The 22,009-nt window shown below is 44.2% G+C and carries 18 protein-coding genes; 2 read left to right on the plus strand and 16 right to left on the minus strand.

Going from position 1 to position 22,009, the window contains the following annotated elements; translation table 11 throughout:
- Positions 1-10: 10 nt before the first annotated feature.
- The 7 genes from GKG41_RS21125 to argC all read right to left on the minus strand — a co-directional run bounded on the left by GKG41_RS21125 (position 11) and on the right by argC (position 6,774).
- The gene (locus GKG41_RS21125) at positions 11-703 is read right to left on the minus strand and encodes a response regulator transcription factor (protein WP_154261859.1); all 693 of its coding nucleotides are present in this window, start codon (positions 701-703) and stop codon (positions 11-13) included.
- Between the two features lie 15 nt (positions 704-718).
- Complete coding sequence (locus GKG41_RS21130) at positions 719-1,369, minus strand: helix-hairpin-helix domain-containing protein (protein WP_154261862.1); 651 nt, start codon at positions 1,367-1,369, stop codon at positions 719-721.
- Positions 1,370-1,482: 113 nt separating this feature from the next.
- Complete coding sequence (locus GKG41_RS21135) at positions 1,483-1,917, minus strand: DMT family transporter (protein ID WP_154261867.1); 435 nt, start codon at positions 1,915-1,917, stop codon at positions 1,483-1,485.
- A gap of 386 nt (positions 1,918-2,303) precedes the next feature.
- The gene (locus GKG41_RS21140) at positions 2,304-3,491 is read right to left on the minus strand and encodes an aspartate aminotransferase family protein (protein ID WP_154261876.1); all 1,188 of its coding nucleotides are present in this window, start codon (positions 3,489-3,491) and stop codon (positions 2,304-2,306) included.
- Positions 3,484-4,377: an acetylglutamate kinase gene (gene argB, locus GKG41_RS21145; RefSeq protein ID WP_154261934.1), complete on the minus strand. Its 894-nt coding sequence runs from the start codon at positions 4,375-4,377 to the stop codon at positions 3,484-3,486. Before argB ends, GKG41_RS21140 begins: the two co-directional genes overlap by 8 nt.
- A 97-nt stretch (positions 4,378-4,474) precedes the next feature.
- Positions 4,475-5,698, minus strand: a complete 1,224-nt coding sequence (gene argJ / locus GKG41_RS21150; protein WP_154261886.1) for a bifunctional glutamate N-acetyltransferase/amino-acid acetyltransferase ArgJ — start codon at positions 5,696-5,698, stop codon at positions 4,475-4,477.
- Between the two features lie 35 nt (positions 5,699-5,733).
- The gene (gene argC, locus GKG41_RS21155; RefSeq protein ID WP_154261889.1) at positions 5,734-6,774 is read right to left on the minus strand and encodes an N-acetyl-gamma-glutamyl-phosphate reductase; all 1,041 of its coding nucleotides are present in this window, start codon (positions 6,772-6,774) and stop codon (positions 5,734-5,736) included.
- Between the two features lie 495 nt (positions 6,775-7,269).
- Between argC and GKG41_RS21160 the strand changes: the two genes are divergently transcribed.
- Positions 7,270-8,496 carry an argininosuccinate synthase gene (locus GKG41_RS21160; protein WP_072853846.1) on the plus strand — a complete coding sequence of 409 codons (1,227 nt, stop codon included), beginning with the start codon at positions 7,270-7,272 and terminating at the stop codon, positions 8,494-8,496.
- A 65-nt stretch (positions 8,497-8,561) separates the two neighbouring features.
- Here the strand turns inward: GKG41_RS21160 and GKG41_RS21165 are convergent, their stop codons facing one another.
- Positions 8,562-10,931 (minus strand): ribonucleoside triphosphate reductase, encoded by a 2,370-nt coding sequence (locus tag GKG41_RS21165; RefSeq protein WP_154261898.1) that lies wholly within the window; start codon positions 10,929-10,931, stop codon positions 8,562-8,564.
- Positions 10,932-11,324: 393 nt separating this feature from the next.
- Positions 11,325-12,551 (minus strand): GTPase HflX, encoded by a 1,227-nt coding sequence (hflX, locus tag GKG41_RS21170; protein WP_347563390.1) that lies wholly within the window; start codon positions 12,549-12,551, stop codon positions 11,325-11,327.
- A gap of 303 nt (positions 12,552-12,854) precedes the next feature.
- Between hflX and GKG41_RS21175 the strand changes: the two genes are divergently transcribed.
- The gene (locus GKG41_RS21175) at positions 12,855-14,225 is read left to right on the plus strand and encodes an MATE family efflux transporter (protein WP_154261913.1); all 1,371 of its coding nucleotides are present in this window, start codon (positions 12,855-12,857) and stop codon (positions 14,223-14,225) included.
- Positions 14,226-14,271: 46 nt separating this feature from the next.
- Here GKG41_RS21175 and GKG41_RS21180 read toward each other — a convergent pair whose 3' ends face one another.
- The 7 genes from GKG41_RS21180 to GKG41_RS21210 form a co-directional block, all read right to left on the minus strand.
- On the minus strand, positions 14,272-15,645 hold the full coding sequence (locus GKG41_RS21180; RefSeq protein WP_072853838.1) for a glycoside hydrolase family 32 protein: 1,374 nt from the start codon (positions 15,643-15,645) through the stop codon (positions 14,272-14,274).
- Between the two features lie 9 nt (positions 15,646-15,654).
- The gene (locus GKG41_RS21185) at positions 15,655-16,743 is read right to left on the minus strand and encodes a Gfo/Idh/MocA family oxidoreductase (protein WP_072853836.1); all 1,089 of its coding nucleotides are present in this window, start codon (positions 16,741-16,743) and stop codon (positions 15,655-15,657) included.
- A 20-nt stretch (positions 16,744-16,763) separates the two neighbouring features.
- Complete coding sequence (locus tag GKG41_RS21190; RefSeq protein ID WP_154261916.1) at positions 16,764-17,690, minus strand: sugar phosphate isomerase/epimerase family protein; 927 nt, start codon at positions 17,688-17,690, stop codon at positions 16,764-16,766.
- Positions 17,691-17,710: 20 nt separating this feature from the next.
- Entirely contained in the window at positions 17,711-18,604 is an 894-nt protein-coding gene (locus GKG41_RS21195; protein WP_072853834.1) for a carbohydrate ABC transporter permease, read from the minus strand.
- Positions 18,605-18,619: 15 nt separating this feature from the next.
- Positions 18,620-19,510 (minus strand): sugar ABC transporter permease, encoded by an 891-nt coding sequence (locus GKG41_RS21200; RefSeq protein ID WP_226904108.1) that lies wholly within the window; start codon positions 19,508-19,510, stop codon positions 18,620-18,622.
- A 61-nt stretch (positions 19,511-19,571) separates the two neighbouring features.
- Positions 19,572-20,882, minus strand: a complete 1,311-nt coding sequence (locus GKG41_RS21205; protein WP_072853832.1) for an extracellular solute-binding protein — start codon at positions 20,880-20,882, stop codon at positions 19,572-19,574.
- A gap of 50 nt (positions 20,883-20,932) precedes the next feature.
- The gene (locus tag GKG41_RS21210) at positions 20,933-21,748 is read right to left on the minus strand and encodes a sugar phosphate isomerase/epimerase (RefSeq protein ID WP_154261923.1); all 816 of its coding nucleotides are present in this window, start codon (positions 21,746-21,748) and stop codon (positions 20,933-20,935) included.
- Positions 21,749-22,009 lie beyond the last annotated feature (261 nt).

Below are 22,009 nucleotides of genomic sequence, written 5' to 3' on the forward strand. Positions count from 1 at the left end.
ACTTGCCTTTTTATGATACTTGGAAATAATATCCCACACCCCATTTGGTATGGACATATCTTGGTTCACTTGGATTTTCTTCGATCTTCTCACGAAGTCTTCGGATATGTACATCCACGGTTCTGACATCTCCGGGATATTCATATCCCCACACTATATTCAAAAGACTTTCCCGGCTGTAAACCTTGTTAGGATTATGCACCAGCAGCTCAAGAACATCAAACTCTTTGGCTGTAAGATTAATTTCCTTACCGCTGATAAAAACACGTCTGCCCTCACAGTCCAGCTTTAGTTCCCCAACCGTAATCATTTTTGACTTTTCATCTTCCTGTTCCTGCTTTTTTGTACGACGCATGATTGCTTTAATCCGGGCTTTTACTTCCAAAATATTAAAGGGTTTTGTAATATAATCATCCGCACCATACTCCAGTCCCAGAATCTTGTCCATATCCTCGCCTTTGGCGGTTAGCATAACTATAGGGACATTAGAAAACTCACGGATTTGCTGACATACCTCAAGGCCCGTCAGCTTAGGCAGCATAATATCCAGCAAAATTATATCGTATTCGTTTTCCTTTGCCATATTCAAAGCTTCTTCTCCATCGTACGCGCACTCGACACTCATACCATCCTGTTCCAGGCTGAAACGGATTCCCTTTACAATCAGTTTTTCATCATCAACGACTAATACCTTTTTACTCATTATTTTCTCCTCGTATTAAATGGTAATCAAATCCGCAATTTTCTGAAAAACCTTGCCCTTTATCCCTGAAATCTCCTGCAGCTCCTCTATAGAGGTAAATCTGCCGTGAGTTTCCCTATACTCTATGATGGATGAGGCTTTTACTTCCCCGATTCCCGGAAGCGTCTGAAGCTCTTCTGCAGTAGCTGTATTCAGATTCACCTTTCCATCTCCCAAAGTATTACCCGGGCGTTCTTCTTCCTGGGGAATTTCTTCCCCCTGCTCTCTTTTTTCCTGTGCCTCTTCTCTGGTGTAGATCCGAATCTGCGTTCCATCTTCTATGACAGCTGCCTGATTTACATACGTTTCGTCAGCATCTTCCGTAAATCCTCCCGCTGCACTGACAGCCTCATAGACACGCGCTCCCCCATTCAGATGATACACACCCGGCTGGTTTACAGCCCCGCATATATAGATACAGATCTCAGGCGGCTTTTCTTCTGCTTCTTTTGATTGTTCTTTTGTCTCTGTCTGGGAGTTATCCTGCCCATCCTCTCCCCGGACGCCCTCCTCTTCGGCGTGTCCAAACTGCACTTCCGGTGCTTTTTGTCCACAGGCGCATAATACCTGGCATAACAGCCACAATAATACCAAAAAGTATATTGGTAATATTTTATTTCTTAACATATGCACATCTCCTTTACAGCGTATTCCGCTATAAGGTCCCACATCATGCACAGCTACCTTTATTGTAGCGAATTTGCCAGGTGATTACAATACAGAATCTTAAATTTGCGTTTTTATTTCTGCCATTTAAAGAGAACAATGCCTCCAATAGCAATCAGCATCCCAAAAAGCTTTCTCCATTCAAAAGGCTGTTTGTCCACACCAAACATCCCAAACAGTTCGATCACATATGCAATTCCCAGCTGAGCAATTACAATCAGCATCGCTGCTTTCGCCGGCCCGAGAGAACTCATACTCTGAATTACGGTAACAGTAATAAATGCACCAATTACCCCTCCCAACAGAATGTATTTGTGATCCACCTGGGCTAATGCCATCACCTTCTCCCTTCCGGTAAAGAGCCAGGCCCCCACACATACCACAAAAGCCGACAGCTGTACCCACCCTGTAGATACCCACAAACTGGTCTGTTTTGTAAGCTCTGTATTAAATACTCCTTGTACACTCATCAAAGCCCCAGATATAAGCGCAACTATTATACCCCACATAGATGCAACCTCCATTTTTTTATATTTTTCTTAGGTTGTGCAAAATCGTGAGGTTTATTCGTAAATTATAGTTTTGTGTAATAGTTTTGTGTATGTGAAGTTCGGGGTTATGCAGTCGGGGAGGGAGGCGTTTCAGACGGACGGATATAGAAGGGAGCACCGGGGAGACAGGGCCCGGCCCCTGGCCTGGCCCTGTCTCCCCGGTGCTCCCTTCTATATCCTGACAGAGACTCACTTCACATTCGCGGAAAACGGGTGGGGAAGGTCGAACGCTGTACACTTTTCCTCTTGTTTTCCTCTTGTTTTCCACTATTGATAACTAGATGTTTTGGATAAATAGCGAACCCCCTTGAACTTCCCCATACCCAGGTGAGAGGAATCCCAAATCACAAACTCATTTCCAACCTTCTCACCATCTCGTCCACATCCTCCATCCCAATGACAAGAGGAGGAACAAATCGCAGCACATCAGTCCCCGCCGAAATGATAATCAGTCCCTGTTCCAATGCCCTGCTGACAATCTCGCCCACGGGACGGCCGGTGACTACGACTCCCTGCATCAGGCCTTTTCCCCGCCTTTCCGTGAAGAAATCATATTTTTCCACCAGCTCGTCCAGTTTCTTCTCCAGATAGGGCGCAATTTCATTTACGTGTTCCACAATTTTCTCTTCCCGGAACACATCAAATACCTTGTTCACTGCCGTGCAGGCAAATGGATTGCCTCCGTAAGTGGTGCCGTGATCGCCCGGAACTAAGGATGCATCCGCTGTCTTTTTATTCAGCACAAAAGCGCCTACCGGAACACCGCATCCCAGTGCTTTTGCACTTGTCATGATATCAGGTTCTATACCGTAAGACTGATAGGCAAACATGGATCCCGTTCTTCCCATCCCGCACTGGATTTCATCCAGAACCAGGAGTATATCCTTTTCGTCGCAGATGGACCGGATACCTTTCAGGAACTCTGGTTCTGCAGGATAAATCCCGCCTTCTCCCTGAACAGTTTCCAGGATAATTGCACAGGTCCTGTCTGTAATCTGCGCTTTTACACTTTCCAAATCATTGAACCGGGCAAACTTTACTCCGCCAATCAGCGGTTTGAAGGGTTCCTGGTAATGGGTGTTGCCTGTCACTGACAAGGCCCCCAGACTTCTGCCGTGGAAGGAGTGATGCATAGCAATGATCTCGTGATCCGTCCTTCCATCCTTTAGGTATGCATATTTTCTCGCTGCCTTGATGGCGCCCTCAATGGCCTCAGTGCCGCTGTTAGTAAAGAATACTTTACTCAGTCCGCTGGCCTCACACAGTTTGCCTGCTGCCTCAATGGCAGGTACATTATAATATAAATTAGAGGTGTGAATAAGCTTATCTATCTGTGCTTTTAACGCATTATTATATCCCGTATGCCCGTAGCCAAGGGCAAAGACTGCAATCCCTGCTCCAAAATCCAGATACTCCTTACCTTCCACATCGTATAGACGGACGCCTTCTCCTCTGTCCAGAACCGTCTGAAACCGGTTGTAGGTATGCAAAATCACCTGTTCTGCCTGCTCTATATATGTATTATTACTCATTAAAATACCTGCTTTCTCCATCGCCTAAAATAGCGGTACCAATTCCCCTGTCAGTAAAGAACTCCAGCAGAAGACAATGCTCAATGCGGCCATCCAGAATATGCACCCTGGAAACGCCCTGTTTAATAGCATCAATACAGTTCTGCAGCTTGGGAAGCATTCCCCCGCCCACATGACCGGATGCCAGAAATTCTTCTGCCTCAGCTACCGTAAGTTCGGAGATCAGCGTAGACTGATCCAGGGGATCCCTGTATACCCCCTCTATATCTGTTAAAAAAGCCAGCTTCTGGGCGTGTACCGCAGTGGCAATGGCACAGGCTGCATCATCCGCATTGATATTATAAGATTCGTAGTTATCGTCCATTCCAATGGGACAGATAACTGGGACAAAATCATTTTCAATCAGAGTATCTATCAAATCTGTATTTACATTTGTCACCTCACCTACGTAGCCAATATCCTTCCCCGCGGACATTTTTTTCTTTACGGTAAGAGTATTGCCATCTTTCCCGCTGATTCCGGCCGCCTTCACCCCTACACTCTCCATATACTGAACCAGATTTTTATTCACCTTTCCCAAAACCATCTCAGCGATTTCCATGGTCTTTGTATCTGTGACTCTCAGCCCATTGACAAATTCAGGAGTCATGCCGGAGAGTTTTACCCATTTACTGATCTCCTTGCCGCCTCCGTGTACAATGATTGGCTTAAATCCAACCAGCTTCAGAAGCGCCACATCCTTAATCACATTCTTTTTCAGCTCATTGTCTGTCATGGCGCTGCCGCCGTACTTTACTACAATCTTTGCACCGTTAAAGTGCTGAATATATGGAAGTGCCTCAATAAGCACCTGCGCTTTGTGCAGCCATAATTCCATATTGTCCATGTTACATATCCTCCCTATCTGTCCTTTTGACCCTGCCATGCTTCCCTCTCTTCCCGGCCTTACATTTTCATATGCACCGTTCAGAATCTGCCCCAGGTCAAGATCTGTAGTCTGCGTTAATCTTAATGTAATCATAGGTCAAATCACAGCCCCATGCAGTGGCAGAGGCATCTCCCATTTTTACATCAGCAATCGCTGTAACTGCTTTTTCTGAGAGGATTCTGGTTGCCTCATCCTCGCTGTAATCTACCGCAACGCCGTTTTCAATGATCTGAATTCTGCCGGCTGAACTTTCAAAAAACAAATCCACCTTTTCCGGATCAAACTGCGCGCCGGAGTACCCCATGGCACAAAGAATTCTTCCCCAGTTGGCATCATGGCCATAAATCGCCGCCTTTGTCAAACTGGAAGTAACAATTGATTTGCTCAATGTAACCGCCTGTTCCTTGCTCTGGGCGCCTGTCACCCTGACCTCAAACAATGCGGTGGCACCCTCCCCGTCTCCGGCGATTGCCTTTGCCAGATAGGTATTGACATAGTCAAGTGCCTCTTTGAAGGTTTCATAATCCTGATTTTTTTCTTTGATTTCCAGGTTGCAGGCAAGACCGTTTGCCATTAACAGTACTGTATCATTCGTTGACGTATCTCCATCTACAGAGATCATATTATAGGTATCCTTTACACTATCGCTCAAAGCCTCCTGGAGCAGTTCCTTGCTGATCTCCACATCAGTCATAATAAAGCTCAGCATTGTACACATATTCGGATGTATCATACCGGAACCCTTGCACATTCCCCCAATGGTTACTTTTTGACCGCCGATCTCCACTTCCACGGCAATCTCCTTTTTCACAGTATCTGTTGTCAATATGGACTGGGCAGCCAGTGAACCCGCCTTTCTGCTTGGGGAAAGCAGAGGAACCATGTCCTTTACTCCCTGTGCCAGAATATCCATGGGGAGCTGTTTCCCTATGACTCCCGTAGAGGCAACCAGTACAGCCTCTGCAGGAATATGGAGTGCTTCACCCGCCACTGCAGCAGTTTGTCTGCAGTATCCATAGCCTTCCTCCCCTGTACAGGCATTTGCTATTCCGCTGTTGCACACCACTGCCTGAGCAAAGGGCTCCTCGGCCACAATTTTCTGATCCCATTTTACCGGGGCTGCCTTCACCACATTCGTAGTAAATGTCCCCGCAGCTTTGCAGGGTACAATGCTGTAAATCATAGCCATATCTTTTGTATTTTCCTTTTTAATGCCTGCTGCAAGGCCAGCCGCCTGAAATCCCTGAGGAGCGGTTACTCCTCCCTCAAATACCTTCATGATTCACTCTTCCTTTCTCTTGTTGTTCTGTGCTCTTATGGAAACATGGGAACCAAATCCAGACCTTCCCATTCTTCAAATCCAAATAGCAGGTTCATATTCTGTACCGCCTGACCGGCAGCTCCCTTTACCAGATTGTCCAGGGCACCCATCATTATAATACGGTTCGTTCTGGCATCTATCTTAAAGTTGACATCCACGTAATTACTTCCTTCCACCCACTTCGTCTGAGGATATACCTCCTTATCCAGTACCCGCACAAATTTTTCCCCTGCATAATACTTGTCGTAAGCCGCCTTCACATCCTCATAAGCGGCGTCCTTCTTTAGTCCTGCATAAGCAGTAACCAGAATTCCCCGGTTCATGGGCACCAGATGAGGCGTAAAATTAATCCTAATTTCTTCCCCGGCCGCATATCCCAGCTGCTCTTCAATCTCCGGCGTATGACGGTGGGTAGCGACCCCATATGCCTTCATATTTTCATTCACCTCACAGAAAAGGTTATCTACCTTTGCTCCTCTTCCCGCACCGGAGGTACCGGACTTTGCATCTATGATAATGGTATTGGGATCAATAATCCCTTCCTTTACTAAGGGATACACAGTGAGAATACTGCAGGTAGTATAGCACCCCGGATTAGCTACCAGTCTGGCCTTCTTTACCTTATCTCTGTTAATTTCACAGAGCCCGTACACCGCCTCCTCGATAAACTGAGGGGATTTATGTTCCAGCTTATACCATTCCTCATAGGTTGCCACATCCTTAATCCGGAAATCTGCACTCAGATCTACAATTTTAACTTTTTCCAGTATCTCCTCATTGAGCATAGACGCACAGAATCCCTGGGGTGTGGCGGTAAAAATCACATCTACCTGCTCTGCCAAAGCTTCCATATTATCGTCCATACATACATCATCTACAATTTGAAACATATTCCGATAAACATCACTGTATTTTTTGTCTATGTAGCTTCTGGATCCATACCATTTGATCTCTGCCTCTTTATGTCCCTGCAGCAGACGTACCAGCTCTGACCCCGCATAGCCGGTAGATCCGATGATTCCTGCTTTAATCATTAATTTTCCCTCATTTCTTTCTATATTTTACAGCGGTCCTGATTACTCATTCTTAATGATATAATACTTCCCCGGGCTTTTCAAGATATGATATTCAGTTTCCCCCGGAATTGCTGCAAGATCTGCTGCTGTTCACTCCGCCCCCGGGGACACGCTGCCCAATGCATACAAATTGTATCCTGCCGCTGCTTCTTTTGAGATTTAGCTCGGCATAACACCTCACAGATCTGCCGTGTGAATAAGGGCAGCTTTCTTTTTATTTGCATAATTATACATTATCACTGTATATTATGCAACCCCTTTTCTATTTTTTCATTAATATAGAAGCATCCAGCTAAATTTCCTCTGTTTATAAAGGTTCCTGGGGATACCGGCCACAAAAATTTTCATCATTTTTGCTATTTATACTTGCATAATTATAACAAATGATGTATATTAACCATTAGTATAAGGCACGCACAAAAGACGGCCGTATAAATTTAGGAGGATATAAGCATGAAAGAAAAGGTAATTTTAGCATATTCCGGCGGACTGGATACCACAGCGATCATTCCCTGGTTAAAAGAAAACTTTGACTATGATGTAGTATGCTGCTGCATAGACTGCGGACAGGGCAACGAATTAGACGGACTGGACGAAAGAGCCAAGCTTTCCGGAGCATCCAAGCTTTACATAGAAAATGTAATAGACGAATTTTGTGACGACTATATTGTACCATGCGTACAGGCCAACTCAGTCTATGAAAATAAATATTTGCTGGGCACTTCCATGGCTCGTCCAGTTATCGCCAAGCGTCTGGTGGAAATTGCCAGAAAAGAAGGCGCAACTGCCATCTGTCACGGAGCCACCGGCAAAGGAAACGATCAGATCCGTTTTGAACTTGGCATCAAGGCGCTGGCCCCCGATCTTAAAATTATCGCCCCCTGGAGAATGACAGATGTCTGGACTATGCAGTCAAGAGAAGACGAAATTGAGTACTGTAAGCAGCACGGCATTGACCTGCCTTTCTCCGCAGACAGCAGCTACAGCCGGGACCGAAATCTATGGCACATCAGCCATGAAGGTTTAGAACTTGAGGATCCTGCCAATGAGCCTAACTATGAACATCTGCTGGTACTTGGAGTTACTCCTGAACAAGCTCCCGAAGAAGGAGAATATGTAACCATGACCTTTGAAAAAGGTGTTCCTGTGCGTTTAAACGGAGAAAGTCTAAAAGTTTCCGAGATCATCACCAAGCTGAATGAACTGGGCGGAAAACATGGCATTGGAATCGTAGACATTGTAGAAAACCGTGTGGTTGGAATGAAATCCAGAGGCGTCTATGAAACTCCGGGAGGAACTATTCTGATGGAAGCTCATCAGCAGCTGGAGGAGCTTGTATTAGACCGGGCAACTATGGAGACTAAAAAGGACCTGGGAAATAAATTTGCCCAGATCGTGTATGAAGGTAAATGGTTTACACCTCTTCGCGAGGCTATCCAGGCATTTGTAGAGTCAACACAGGAATATGTAACCGGTGAAGTTAAATTTAAGCTTTACAAAGGAAATATTATCAAAGCCGGAACCACCTCACCGTACAGCCTGTACAGCGAATCCTTAGCCTCCTTCACCACAGGCGAGCTATACGATCACAACGATGCCAGCGGTTTTATTACCCTGTTTGGTCTTCCCTTAAAAGTGCGCGCTATGAAAATGGCCGAGGCTGAGAAAAATAATAAATAATTTTGCTAATAAAGAGGTATGCCGCTCATCACGCGGCATACCTCTTTATTTATCCATCTTTCATTCTAACATCTATTCTCCACATATCTCTGAATATTAGATGCATTTACATACTTTGTGGCTTCTCCCTGACTTACCACCACCAAAGTGGGAGCCTGCATAATTCCATATTTCTGAGCAAGATCCGGGTGCTGCTCCGCATCAATAATCTTAAACTCTTCCCCTTCCAGCATCTGTTTCGCTATCCGGCAGTTGGGGCAGGTGCTTGTGGTAAACAATAATTTCTTGTCATCAGCCACTGGTGTCACCTCCACAGTTTCCTGGGATATCTTAACCAGACTCTTATGGGCAGGCTTCATCTGGGAATGAGACACATTGTATAGTTTTCTGTTTTTATATTCCTGGCTCTTACCGTCATTCCAGTTTTGAACCGGGCGATAATATCCGGTAATACGGCTGTATACCTCTGCGGATTTACCGCAGGTGGGGCAGATAAAGTGTTCCCCTGCAATATACCCGTGTTCCTTGCACACAGAATACGTTGGAGACAGTGTATAGTAAGGCAGTTTATAATTTTCCGCAATCTTGCGCACCAGCGATGCCGCTGCTTTCCAGTCCGGAAGCTTTTCTCCCAGGAAAGCATGGAATACGGTTCCGGAAGTGTATAGTGTCTGAAGTTCATCCTGAATATCCAGGGCGTCGAATATATCTTCCGTATACTCAACAGGCAGGTGAGAGCTATTGGTATAGTATGGTGTATCCCCTTCAGCGCCTGCGGTTTTAATATCCGGCCACTGTTCTCTGTCATGCTTTGCCAGACGGTAAGTAGTGGATTCTGCCGGAGTTGCCTCCAGATTGTAGAGTTCACCGTATTCCTCCTGATAATCAGAAAGACGGTTTCGCATATAGTTCAGCACTTCTTTTGAAAATGCCTGAGTCTTTTCATCTGTCATATCCTGTCCCAGCCATTTTGCATTCAGCCCAACTTCATTCATGCCAATTAAGCCAATGGTAGAGAAATGATTGTCAAAGCTGCCCAGATACCTCTTGGTATATGGATAAAGTCCCTCGTTCAGAAGCTTTGTGATAACCGTTCTCTTAATATGGAGGGAACGTGCGGATATATCCATCATATGATCCAGATGCCTGTAGAATTCTTCTGCAGTATTGGAGCGGTATGCCAGCCTTGGCATATTAATGGTAACAACACCCACAGAGCCTGTACTTTCCCCGGAGCCGAAGTATCCCCCGGTTTTCTTTCTGAGCTCTCTCAGATCAAGTCTCAGACGGCAGCACATGCTGCGCACATCGCTGGGCTCCATATCACTGTTAATATAGTTGGAGAAATACGGGGTTCCGTATTTGGATGTCATTTCAAACAGCAGACGGTTATTTTCTGTATCAGACCAGTCAAAGTCAGAGGTAATGGAATAGGTCGGAATGGGATACTGGAAGCCCCTGCCGTTGGCGTCACCTTCGATCATGGTCTCAATAAATGCTTTGTTGATCATATCCATCTCTTTTTTACAGTCTTTATACTTAAAATCCATCTCTATTCCGCCTACAATTGCGGGAAGCTCCGCCAAATCGTCGGGAACTGTCCAGTCCAGTGTAATATTGGAAAACGGCGCTTGTGTCCCCCATCGGCTCGGTGTATTCACTCCATATATAAAGGATTCAATACATTTCTTCACTTGCTGGTAGCTCAGGTCGTCGGTCTTTACAAAAGGCGCCAGGTAAGTGTCAAAAGAGGAGAATGCCTGGGCTCCTGCCCATTCGTTCTGCATAATGCCAAGGAAGTTGACCATCTGATTGCAGAGCACGCTCAAGTGTTTGGCAGGAGCGGATGTTATCTTTCCTTCAATTCCTCCCAGGCCTTCCTGAATCAATTGTTTCAGAGACCACCCCGCGCAGTAGCCGGTAAGCATAGATAAGTCATGAATATGAATATCAGCATTGCGGTGTGCCTCAGCAACCTCATCGTCGTAAATCTCAGACAGCCAGTAATTAGCTGTGACAGCACCGGAGTTGCTGAGAATCAGTCCTCCTACGGAATAGGTTACTGTGGAGTTTTCTTTTACCCTCCAGTCTTCTATCTTAACATAGCTATTTACAATATCCTTGTAGTCTACAATGGTAGATTTCATATTGCGGACTTTTTCTCTCTGTTTTCTGTAAAGAATATATGCTTTTGCCACTTCAGAATATCCGGTTTGGATCAGAACATTCTCAACACTGTCCTGGATATCTTCCACCGTTATCTGGTTGTCTCTGATCTTTTTCTGAAAATCTGAGGTTACGCGCAGTCCTAATAATTCCAGCATATCATCGCTGAAATGTTTCTCATTAGCAGCAAAGGCTTTTCCGATGGCACGGGTAATTTTGTTCATCTTAAATTCTGCTATTTCTCCATCTCTTTTTACTACCTGAAACATTGTATTTCCTCCTCGATCTATGTAGTGTTTTCCCTTAATTATCATTCCCCGGCACCTGCTTTTGCTTATCTGTTCCCTTCCAAGGCAGGTTCCTGTACGTAACATTGTATCAGAGACATATGGGAGAGTCAAGAGCAAAAAGCACCATATATTGTGTCTGCTTTTATGAAGAAACAATATATGGTGTAATTTTGACTACTATTTTCTATCTTCTATTTTGTAAAAGCTGTTGCTGAACAAGAGATTTTTCCGTAAATAGCAAATACTGCCGAACATTTACTGCCTTCCTCCACCTCAGATCTCTGTCTTCAAAAAGTTGTCCGCATTTACGAATTACCCTTTACTAGTTATGGTATTATTTACCAGTTTCTTTGTGCAACATTCACAATGCGCCTAAATCTTAGGGTAAATTTCCTTGGAGACAAATGCCTTTACGGAAATCCCTTCCGGAAGATATTCCTCTTCTAACAACTCTCCTCCCTGTCTGATAAGCTGAAGAAGCCCTGCTTTTTCATAAGGATAGAGCCTTTCAATATAAATCTGGCCTTCTCTGAGAATCTCTGCCAGTACTTCTCTTAGCTCCTCCAGGCCCTGTCCTGTTTTTGACGAGGTTAGAATAGAATAATCTGCCCGAAAATCCCGGAAGCCTCCCGGTGCACACAGTCTGTCCTGTTTATTGAACAATGTAACTATGGGCTTATTTTCTACCTGCAGCTGGCGGAGAGTCTCATACACTACATGCATTTGTGTATCCATCCGGGGATTGGAAGCATCCACTACATGTATAATAATATCCGCATACCTGGCTTCCTCCAGAGTGCTCTTAAATGCCTCTATGAGGTGATGAGGCAGCTTTTGTATAAAACCTACGGTATCTGTGAGCAGGATCTCCTGCTTGCCGGAAAGCTTCAGTGCCCTTGTGGTGGTATCAAGTGTAGAGAACAACATCTCATCCTCATAGATGCCGGCATCAGTAAGGGCGTTCAGCATACTGCTTTTCCCAGCCGATGTATACCCCACCAGTGCTGCCACCTTTTTATGCGTCTTTGCTCTCTGCTTCCTTATTAGCTCCCGGTGCTGCTTTACATCCTCCAGTTCCCGTTTGAGCAAACCAATCCGAGTGTGGATCAGCCGTCTGTCCATCTCTAATTTCTTTTCTCCCGGCCCCCTGGTTCCTATTCCGCCCCCAAGGCGTGACAGCGAATTGCGCAGTCCCACCAGTCTTGCAGCTCTGTACCTAAGCTGTGCAAGCTCTACCTGAATCTTACCCTCACTGCTGGTAGCTCTGGCGGCAAAGATATCTAAAATCAGCAAAGTCCTGTCCATGATCTTACATTCCAGACTCTGCTCCAAATTTCTCAGCTGCACTGCAGACAATTCATCATCACAGATAATTCCTGTGGCGTCCAGTGCATAAACAAGCCCCTTCAGCTCCTCCAGCTTTCCTTTTCCTACATATGTGACAGGATGTATGGCTTCCCTGTTCTGGATTAGCGTACCTGCCACCTGTGCCCCGGCGGTTCTAGCGAGTTCTCCCAGTTCCTCCAGAGATTCCTCTGTATTCTCCCTGTCGTTCTCCTGTACTCCCACCAGGATGACTCTCTCTTCAATCTGACTCATATCGTATAACTGCATGGTATAGTCTTATTCTTCCTTTCCCTTGGGTTTTCATAGATATTATTATAAGACTTTTTCCCAATTGATATTCCCGCTGGCTTTTCATTCCCTCACTCAGCGCCTTGAGAAATCGTTCTGTAATCACAGGCTACCACAAGTATAGCAGCCTGTCCACCTTTGATTCCCAGTTCAAATGGCAAATATGAAAAAGATTGACAATAAAATCAGAAAGCTTTATACTTATCAATAGTGCATTTATTAGTTGGCGACTCAACTAATAATTTTTTTAATCTATGGAGGTATTATATGGAAAACACACGTGCACCGCAGGCAGAGAACAAGATGGGCGTTATGCCCGTACCCAAACTGCTTCTTACCATGTCACTGCCAATGATTATTTCTATGTTGGTACAGGCTTTATATAATGTTGTAGACAGTATGTTTGTAGCACAATTGAATGAGAATGCTCTGACTGCGGTATCTTTAGCTTTTCCGGTACAGAACTTAATGATTTCTATTCTCACCGGTACAGGAGTAGGCATTAACGCGCTTCTTTCCAGAAGCCTTGGGGAAAAGAAAATTGATCGGGCAAATAAAGTAGCCAATCACGGAATTATCCTCACCATTATCAGTTTTGTTGTATTTCTTTTAATAGGTATCTTTTTTTCTAAATTATTTTATACCATTCAGACCCAGGATGCCCAGATAGTATCATACGGTACATCCTATATGAAAATTTGCTGTATTTTTTCCTTTGGTATGTCTCTTCAGATAACCTTTGAACGTCTTCTGCAGTCCACAGGAAAAACCTTCTATACTATGATTACACAGGGCCTGGGGGCAATTATCAATATTATTCTGGATCCCATTATGATCTTCGGACTTCTCGGTTTTCCTAAGCTGGGAGTGGCAGGAGCTGCCATCGCAACTGTAACCGGCCAGATCATCGCAGCCATCCTGGCTGTCTGGTTTAACCTGAAAAAGAATAAGGAGTTACATATCACTCTCCGCGGTTTTAAGTGGTCCGGTAAAATTATTAAAGGGATTTACTCCGTGGGTATTCCTTCTATTATAATGGCATCTATCGGCTCCGTTATGACCTTTGGCATGAATAAGATTCTGATCGCATTTACCTCTACAGCTACAGCTGTATTTGGTGTCTATTTTAAGCTTCAGAGCTTTGTATTTATGCCTATATTCGGACTGAATAACGGATTGGTTCCAATCGTTGCCTATAACTACGGGGCAAGAAAGAGCTCACGGATTAAGCAGGCAGTCCTTGTCAGTGTCATTGCGGCAGTGAGTATCATGCTTATAGGACTGGCACTTTTCCAGCTCATACCCTCCCAGCTTCTGAATATTTTTAACGCCTCTGACAACATGACCGCTATTGGGGTACCAGCCCTCAGAATCATTAGTCTGAGTTACCTGCTGGCCGGTTTCTGTATCATATCGTCATCCGTTTTCCAGTCTCTGGGGCACGGAATGCTGAGCCTTTGGGTATCCGTCATCCGGCAGCTGGTTGTTCTTCTGCCTGCAGCTTATCTCCTCTCCAGAGTTGGTGGCCTGTCAGCGGTATGGTGGGCATTTCCCATAGCAGAATTGTTTTCCTTTGTACTGTGCGTGCTGTTTCTGCGTCATACAAAGAAAAAGGAAATTGACACTTTAGAACAATAAGATATTATATCCACGGTTTTCTTGTGTAAGGCTTCACGAATCTATATCAGCTATCTGTCATCTGATATAGATTCACACAGCCATCTGCGGTTCCGTTCTCTACTGTAAATGAAATGCCTGCCCTGTCATTTACCGGGTATACTCTGCCTGACAGAACCGTGCTGTCATTTACGAAAACTTCTAAAACGGAATTGTCAATAAAGGCACGTATAGACACATGCTGTTCATCTCCCCGATACCTGCTATAAAGAGAGTCTTTCACAACTTCAGGAATCACAGAAGATCTTTCACGGTATATCCAAATTGTTTTTGCCCTGGACAGGATCCAGATATCTGTATATTCAGTCCCGTCTTCCGAGTCAAGTACCCGTATTCTGATATCTCCGTCTGTCTTTAAGAAGCATTCTACTTCTGCTGTCATAGAATGACAGGACATCTTTTTTGTGCCTGAAAACCCACAAAGCTGATGTGTTTCTGTAAGCTTTCTCAGTAATTTAACCTCCTCTGCGCAGGAGAAACTTACCATGTCTCCGTCCTCCAATGTGACTACTCTGGGGAGAGAGATGGCGCCGGACCAGGGTCCGTCAGTGATAAGTTCATTTCTGTCATCTTCCCGCAGCCATCCCCACATAATATAGCGCCCCTTGGGATCCTTGAATACATTAGAGGCACAAAAGCAGCCACTATCTATAATTTCACCGTGCCGAGTCACATGAAGCGAATAGTCTTCATTTAAAGTCCCCACAACATACTGTGCATTTTCCTGAAAGCAAGTATAGACAAATACAATTTTCTCCCCAAAGACCATCACATTGGGACACTCATAAATTGTTGTTCTGCATTCTGTATAAAAGCAGTTCTTATATTCCCAATTGCGGTAATCCTTTGATTGGTAGATATGAAATGCCGCCTTCCAGCCATCTACAATTCCTGAAATGACCATTAAGATCTCTCCCCCATACTGAAATACAAAAGGGTCTCTCCAATGGGTCAGATATTTTCCCTGCCTTCTGTTCTGTTCTGGGGATAAAATAGGATTCTCATCTATCTGTTTCCAGGTCTTCATATCCTCCGTGACGGCTATCCACTGCTCCGCGCCCTCAATATGTCCCCGCTCTCCATGTCCATAGGATCCCACACTTGTGTAGAAAATCTCTAACCGGCCGTCGTTTTCATATGCACAGCCCGAGAAGCAAAAATTTTCTCCCCTATCTTTTGCCGGATATAATGCAGGCTCCAGATGACTCCAATGGACCATGTCCCCGCTGACTGCATGGCCCCAGTGAAGATTCCCCCATTGATATCCTGAAGGATTATACTGATAAAAAAGGTGATACTTCCCTTCAAAATATATGGGTCCATTGGGGTCGTTGATCCAATTCTGCTCCGGCCTGAAATGATAACTTGGTTTATGTTTCATATAATCACCTCAATGTCTGAATGTTGAATGTATCTTAACTGCATTTCCCTTCTCCGAGGAGGCATACACACCTTCAATGATTTCTACCACATGGACCTGTCTTGTAATTGAACATCCATCCTCAGGGAATTTCTGATTCTTATCCACTGCCTCTGCAAACTCTTCCAAAATATCTATATTTAAATCTGACATATCCACTTGGATTTTGTAGCAATCTTTGAATCCGGCATAAGTGATTTTGGAATCACTTACTTTCTGATATGGAGAATACACAATTACCCGATGTTCAGAATCATTCATATTGATATAAATAATTCCTTTGTCCCCATAAATTCTAAACTCCCATACACAGAGATCCTTATCTGCAGCAGTACACCAGTTTGCACGTATGCTGGCCATTTTTCCGTCTTTCCAGCTCATGACTACCACTGCATTGTCTTCCACCGTGGGATTGAACTTTTCTCCTTTCAGACTGGTCCTCTCTCTTTGCATTATATTTGTTTTTCCATACACCTCGTCCACCGGACCGAACAGATATGTAAGCATGCTGATTGGGTATATACCCAAATCTGCCAATACTCCCCATTCTGCCACTGATTTATCAAAAAACCATGGTGCGTGTAATGGTCCCTGGTGAGCAAAGACTCCGTCTACTGCACAAACATTGCCTATAAGCCCCTGACCGATCATCTTTTTCACTTCTCTGATATGTGTATATGCATCGTTGGGGAGTGCCATAAATATTTTATTGGTCTTATCAGCTGCCTCTTTGATCATTAAAGCGTCCTTTAAATTAGTTGCAACCGGTTTTTCACACAACACATGTTTTCCCGCATTTAATGCCTCTGTAACCAAACGGGCATGGGTAGTGTGGTAAGAGGTTACGATAACCGCCTCTACCTCTTTGTCCTGCAGCAGTTCCTTCCAATCTGTATATTCTTTTACCCGAAGCTCTTCGGCTGTTTTATGAAGACGTTCACTGTCCGTATCATACACTCCAATTAATTCCGTTTTGTCTTTCATTCTTTCGAATGAATAAAAATACCTGCCTCTGGCTATATCACCGCATCCTGCTAACGCGCATTTAAGAATTCTCATAAAACCTCTCCTTACTTGTATTATTCATCTGCCTCTTCTTCTTTTAAAATTCTGCGGATATACTCTAAAGATTCTTTTACATATTTTTCAGGTCTCTTCAAGCCTCCCAGTTCCATGGAAAGAAATCCCTGATACCCTGTTTCCTTAAGTGCTCTGACAAATCCATTCCAATCAATTATCCCCAGTCCTACCGGGTATGAATAACAAAGCAGTCCATCTGTATCTCTAAGATGTACATGAAAGATTTTTTCTCTCAGTTTATAGACAGACCACGGAAGATATTCCCGCTGCATGGACTGCCATGCCGCATCAAAATTGGTTCCAAAATAAGGACTGGATATTCTGTCAAAAGCCCTGAGCATACCGTCTGTTGTGCCAATCACAACATTTGCATGGCCCTCAAGAGCAAATCTGATTTTATACTTTTCGCACAGCTCCACAGCTTTGCTTAAGGATTCCACATACCGCTCCCATACTCCTCCTGCGTCAAAGTTTGGAGGCATCTCTATCATATGTTTGGGCTCAAAAAGTTCAAATCCAGGCGCATACGGGTGTATAGATGACGGCAAATACGGAACGGGTGCTCGCAGTTCCTTAGGCCAGTTAGAAACTACATTAATCGTATCCGTACCAAGTTTGGCGGCAGTCTCTAATCCCCGTTCAAAAAAGTCTAATGCCCTGTCTCTTTTTTTGTCATCGTTGTCTAATAAATCTTCTACTGCATGTGCATATAAGATAAATTCTGACAGCTCCATGTTATAGCCCTTAATCATCCTGTCCAGTTCCCGGCAGCGTTCATCCGTATAATACTCATTTAAATCTTCTGCCGTATAGGCAATTAATTCAATGCCGTCAAATCCCAGTTCTCCAATCGTCTTAACCGCTTCTTCATACGGCGGTTCATAATGAGGATGTGTAAAGCATCCTACTGCTGCTCCTACTTTCATAAATTCTCCTTTCACTGTTCCTAGTCTTTCACGCCTCCTGCAGTTAGTCCCAAAACAATATATTTCTGGAAAAAGATTGCTAACAGCAGGGGAATCAAAGTTGCAATACAGCCGCCTGCCATCAGCATTCCGTAGTCTATCCCCCCATGAGTGGTACTAAATTGCGATAAAGCGACTGTAAGTGTAGTTGTCTCTTTTGAGTTCATAAAGATGAGTGCATACAAAAATTCATCCCAACACATTAAAAAGACCAACGTCCCAACTGCAACATATCCCGGTTTTGCCAAGGGTACAATAATTCTCAGGAATGCCTGAAAATAATTGCACCCGTCAATCCTGGCAGCATCCTCTAAATCAGGCGGTATTGATTTAAAGTAGCCGTGCAGTACCCAGATGGCATACGCCATTACCATTCCAAGGTATAAAACAACAAGAGTAACGATCCTGTCAATCATTCCGAGTCTGGAGACAGTCTCATACAGAGGTATCACCAATGACACAGTTGGCAGTAATTGAATAAACAATGCCAGAATCATCAGCATATTGCTGCCTCTAAACCTCAGTCTTGCAAAGGCATATGCTGCCATCCCTCCGATAAGCAGAGAAATACCTGTGGTAACAGCAGCAACTTTAAAGCTGTTAAATATGGAATGAATAAATACTTCTGATGTACTTGCGATTCTTCCTCCACGGAATACTTTTATTATCGAAGAAAAGAACTCCCGGTATCTGTAAAAGGTGACATTCTCAGGCCAGACGACGGGCCCCCCCGTCAGCAGTTCACTCTTCTCACAAATAGAAGAATAAAACATCCAAAGCAAAGGAGCAAACGTCCATAGCAGCAGCAGTATTACCCCCAGATAGATTCCGACTCTTCCAATTCTTCTTTTTATACTTTTCCCTTTTTTCTTCATAGGCCATACCTTTGATTAAGCTTCCTTCAAAATCCTCAGATATAATAGAGTTATCAAAAAAATAATCCCTGCTATAACAATTGACAGTGTTGCACCCAAACCAAAATTCAGGCTTTTAAATGTTGTGTAATAGGTATAGAAGCTAATTACCATGGTGCCATTGGCCGGTCCTCCATTGGTAAGCATATATACAATATCAAACACCTTCATGGTCTGTGTGGTACGCATAATAAGCACCACCAGTATTATTGGCTTCATCTGGGGCAGAATAATGTGAAAAAATCTCTGAAACACGTTTGCACCGTCAATTTTCCCCGCTTCCAGGCTTACAGCAGATACAGACTGAAGCCCTGACAAGAACATTAATACAGTTAATGGCAGCATCCTCCAGGTATCAGCAAGTACTATCATAATCATAGCTATTTTCGCGTCGCCCAGCCATGCCACAGGTTCCGATATTCTCCCCCACTGCATTAAAAGTCTGTTAATCAATCCATAATTAGCATTCAGCATCCATCCCCAAAGTACTGCGTTTACCAGTGTGGGAACTGCCCATGGAGCAAGGATTGCTCCACGGACAAATCTTCTTCCCTTAAAATTCTGGTTAAGAAGAAGTGCAATCAGCATTCCAAAAACGGATTGTATGGTCAGTGACATAATTACAAACTGCCCCGTGACCTTCACAGAATTCCAAAACTCAGAATTTGTCAGTACACTTATGTACTGTTCCAGTCCTGCAAACCCATTTTTGGAAGCATCCAGCATATTCTTCCATTGAAAACTGATAACAAATGTGTTGAGCAGAGGATAAATGTTTAATGCGAAGATAACGAGCATTGCAGGACAGATCAGCTTATATGCCGGCATTTGACGATTAAATTTTTTATTGTCAACCATTCTTTTCATGTTTTCTCCTATAACTCACTTCACATACGTATCACCCTTGATCCATGTTTCAGAATATCATCTACTTATATTCTTGGTTAGAGATACGGACGGCTTCATCCAATGCTTCCTGTGCAGTTACCTCTCCAGCCAGTGCTTTGCTCAGATTTAGCTGCAGCATTTTGCTCCATGAGCTGTAATCTGCTATGGTAGGCCGCCCATGAGCATAATCAAATTGCTTCGCCATAATCTCAAACTCAGGGTTGTCCTTGAGAATCTCAGGATCCTCTAAAACGCGTTTTAAGATAGGCATATTTCCAAACTTGTCGAGTACATCTTTTTGCACCTCATAGCTGATAGCTATTTTAATAAACTCCACAGCCCATTCCGGATATTTGCAGCTGGAGGTTATTCCCAATCCGCCACCTCCGGTTGTGGCAGAATACTCTACCTCCCCCTGACCTGGCGCAATCGCCACCTCTACCTTTCCTGCCACAGAGCTGTTCGCAGGATCATTGGTAAAATCATAAGCATAGGACCAGCAGGTCACAAAAGCAGTATCCCCTGCCATAAACGGATCCAAATTATCCCTGTCTGAGTAAGAAACAGACGCCGGATCCGCTGTGTTATCCTTCATAGAGTTAATAAACATGTTCAGGGCATCTACCCCCGCTTTGCTGTTAAACACAAAGTCTCCGTTTTCATTTATCCACTCTCCGCCATAAGCGTATAAGGCAGCGTTGAAGTCACATACAAATCCTTCTGCCTGGGATGCCGCCCACGCAGTTCCATGTTTGCAGATCCCCTTGTCCATCATATTCCTGCTCATTTCCAGCATTTCATCATACGTTGAGGGCGGTGCGCTGTATCCGGCTTCCTCCAGCATTTCTTTATTATAGAAAAGCCATTTTCCTTCGGTCATTGTAGGAATCGCATATATATCATCCCCCACTGACATTTCATCCACAAATGCAGGGTATAGCTGTGCTATCTCTTCCTCTGTAAAGTATTCGTTCAGGGGTCTGGCAATCCCTGATTTTGCAAATTCCCCCGGCCACACAGTGTCAACCGTCAGAATATCCAGCTGGCTTCCCCCGAGCGCCATGGTTACTTCTTTGTCATGTACATCTGCATATGCCAGTGAAATAATATCTACATCAATCCCATACTTTTCATAAAATTCATCCGCTACATAAGAATATAAGTCTTCGTGATCTGTAGTAGTGACCATGACAAGTTTTTCTGGCTTATCTTCCGCCTTCCCCTCTGCCTCAGTCCCAGCTTTGCTGTCTGTTGTCTCCTTCCCTGCCTTTCCCTCTTTTCCTGAATTCCCGCATGCTGCCAATGATACTGTCAAGGCTAACGCCATCAACAATGCTAACTTTCTTTTCATCTTATTCTCTCCTTTCATATATGGTTAAGTAGCACACTTTTATGGGTGTATTACAAATACCTTTTCAGAGTCTCAATGCTTAATGCCGCAGCCTCCAGTTCGTCATATCCATCCGGTTCGTCCTGTTCTACAATCAGCCACTGAGCACCGCTTTCTTCTGCCGCTTCCACTAATTGCCCTATATCCTGACAGCCATATCCCAGGGGACTATAGGTAAACCCTTTCTGTATCTTATGAGGGCCATCCTTTGTCTCTTCCTTTAACAGTCCATAGGGTACTTCCCCTTCTTTACCGCTGCTCATGTAGTCTTTCAAATGTACTACCGGACATTGACCTTTATATCTGCGGATATAAGCAGCCGGGTCAAATCCCGCGTATTTGATCCAACAGGTATCCAGTTCCGGCAGCAGACATTTGGAAGGAATACTGTCCATCAAAAAATCCAGTCCATTTTTTCCTGAAACTTCTCTGAATTCAAAATCATGGTTATGGTACAGCAATTGCATCCCGGCCTCCCGGGACCTCTCTCCCCATTCAGACAGCCTGCAGATGATATTTGAAAACGCCGGGTTCCCTGGCCGATACTCCTCGTCCAGATATGGGATGGCAAGGTATTCACATCCGAGTATTCTGTGTTCCTGGATGACTTGCTCCACGTCCCTCTCCCATGCGGTCAAAGGGACATGACTGGAAACGGCACTTAAACCTTCGCGGTCCATCATCTCCCGCAGTTCCTCCGGTTTCTGTCCGCAAAATCCGGCTAATTCCACCCCGTCGTAGCCGAATTCGGCTAGACTGTGCAGGACGGCTGAGAGATTTTTCATTGCTGAATTTCTGCAGGAATACAATTGATATCCTATCTTCATATTATCTTCTCCCTTTCTCTCTTGTCAGCAGTTACTTTATGTCCTGATTATATAATCCCTTACCTGTTTTATCTACATCCATACTGTAGTTTTCTTTAACAATTTTATCATTTTAGAAGTTTTGTCCAAAATATTCCATTTAATGTTATACTTTTTTAATTATTTATATTATTTTCATCTATTATGCAGTCGGCGGACTCCAACGGACGGTTTTGCGGAGCAAAACGGACGCGATGCGGAGCGAGCGGACTAACCTATTAT

Source organism: Lactonifactor sp. BIOML-A5 (assembly GCF_009677585.1).
Lineage (GTDB): Bacteria > Bacillota > Clostridia > Lachnospirales > Lachnospiraceae > Lactonifactor.

Bases quoted from the DNA above. Each gene is read 5' to 3' on its own strand.
- GKG41_RS21125 (WP_154261859.1), bottom strand. From the start codon at position 703: ATGAGTAAAAAGGTATTAGTCGTTGATGATGAAAAACTGATTGTAAAG.
- GKG41_RS21130 (WP_154261862.1), bottom strand. From the start codon at position 1,369: ATGTTAAGAAATAAAATATTACCAATATACTTTTTGGTATTATTGTGG.
- GKG41_RS21135 (WP_154261867.1), bottom strand. From the start codon at position 1,917: ATGTGGGGTATAATAGTTGCGCTTATATCTGGGGCTTTGATGAGTGTA.
- GKG41_RS21140 (WP_154261876.1), bottom strand. From the start codon at position 3,491: ATGAGTAATAATACATATATAGAGCAGGCAGAACAGGTGATTTTGCAT.
- argB (WP_154261934.1), bottom strand. From the start codon at position 4,377: ATGGACAATATGGAATTATGGCTGCACAAAGCGCAGGTGCTTATTGAG.
- argJ (WP_154261886.1), bottom strand. From the start codon at position 5,698: ATGAAGGTATTTGAGGGAGGAGTAACCGCTCCTCAGGGATTTCAGGCG.
- argC (WP_154261889.1), bottom strand. From the start codon at position 6,774: ATGATTAAAGCAGGAATCATCGGATCTACCGGCTATGCGGGGTCAGAG.
- GKG41_RS21160 (WP_072853846.1), top strand. From the start codon at position 7,270: ATGAAAGAAAAGGTAATTTTAGCATATTCCGGCGGACTGGATACCACA.
- GKG41_RS21165 (WP_154261898.1), bottom strand. From the start codon at position 10,931: ATGTTTCAGGTAGTAAAAAGAGATGGAGAAATAGCAGAATTTAAGATG.
- hflX (WP_347563390.1), bottom strand. From the start codon at position 12,551: ATGAGTCAGATTGAAGAGAGAGTCATCCTGGTGGGAGTACAGGAGAAC.
- GKG41_RS21175 (WP_154261913.1), top strand. From the start codon at position 12,855: ATGGAAAACACACGTGCACCGCAGGCAGAGAACAAGATGGGCGTTATG.
- GKG41_RS21180 (WP_072853838.1), bottom strand. From the start codon at position 15,645: ATGAAACATAAACCAAGTTATCATTTCAGGCCGGAGCAGAATTGGATC.
- GKG41_RS21185 (WP_072853836.1), bottom strand. From the start codon at position 16,743: ATGAGAATTCTTAAATGCGCGTTAGCAGGATGCGGTGATATAGCCAGA.
- GKG41_RS21190 (WP_154261916.1), bottom strand. From the start codon at position 17,690: ATGAAAGTAGGAGCAGCAGTAGGATGCTTTACACATCCTCATTATGAA.
- GKG41_RS21195 (WP_072853834.1), bottom strand. From the start codon at position 18,604: ATGAAGAAAAAAGGGAAAAGTATAAAAAGAAGAATTGGAAGAGTCGGA.
- GKG41_RS21200 (WP_226904108.1), bottom strand. From the start codon at position 19,510: ATGAAAAGAATGGTTGACAATAAAAAATTTAATCGTCAAATGCCGGCA.
- GKG41_RS21205 (WP_072853832.1), bottom strand. From the start codon at position 20,882: ATGAAAAGAAAGTTAGCATTGTTGATGGCGTTAGCCTTGACAGTATCA.
- GKG41_RS21210 (WP_154261923.1), bottom strand. From the start codon at position 21,748: ATGAAGATAGGATATCAATTGTATTCCTGCAGAAATTCAGCAATGAAA.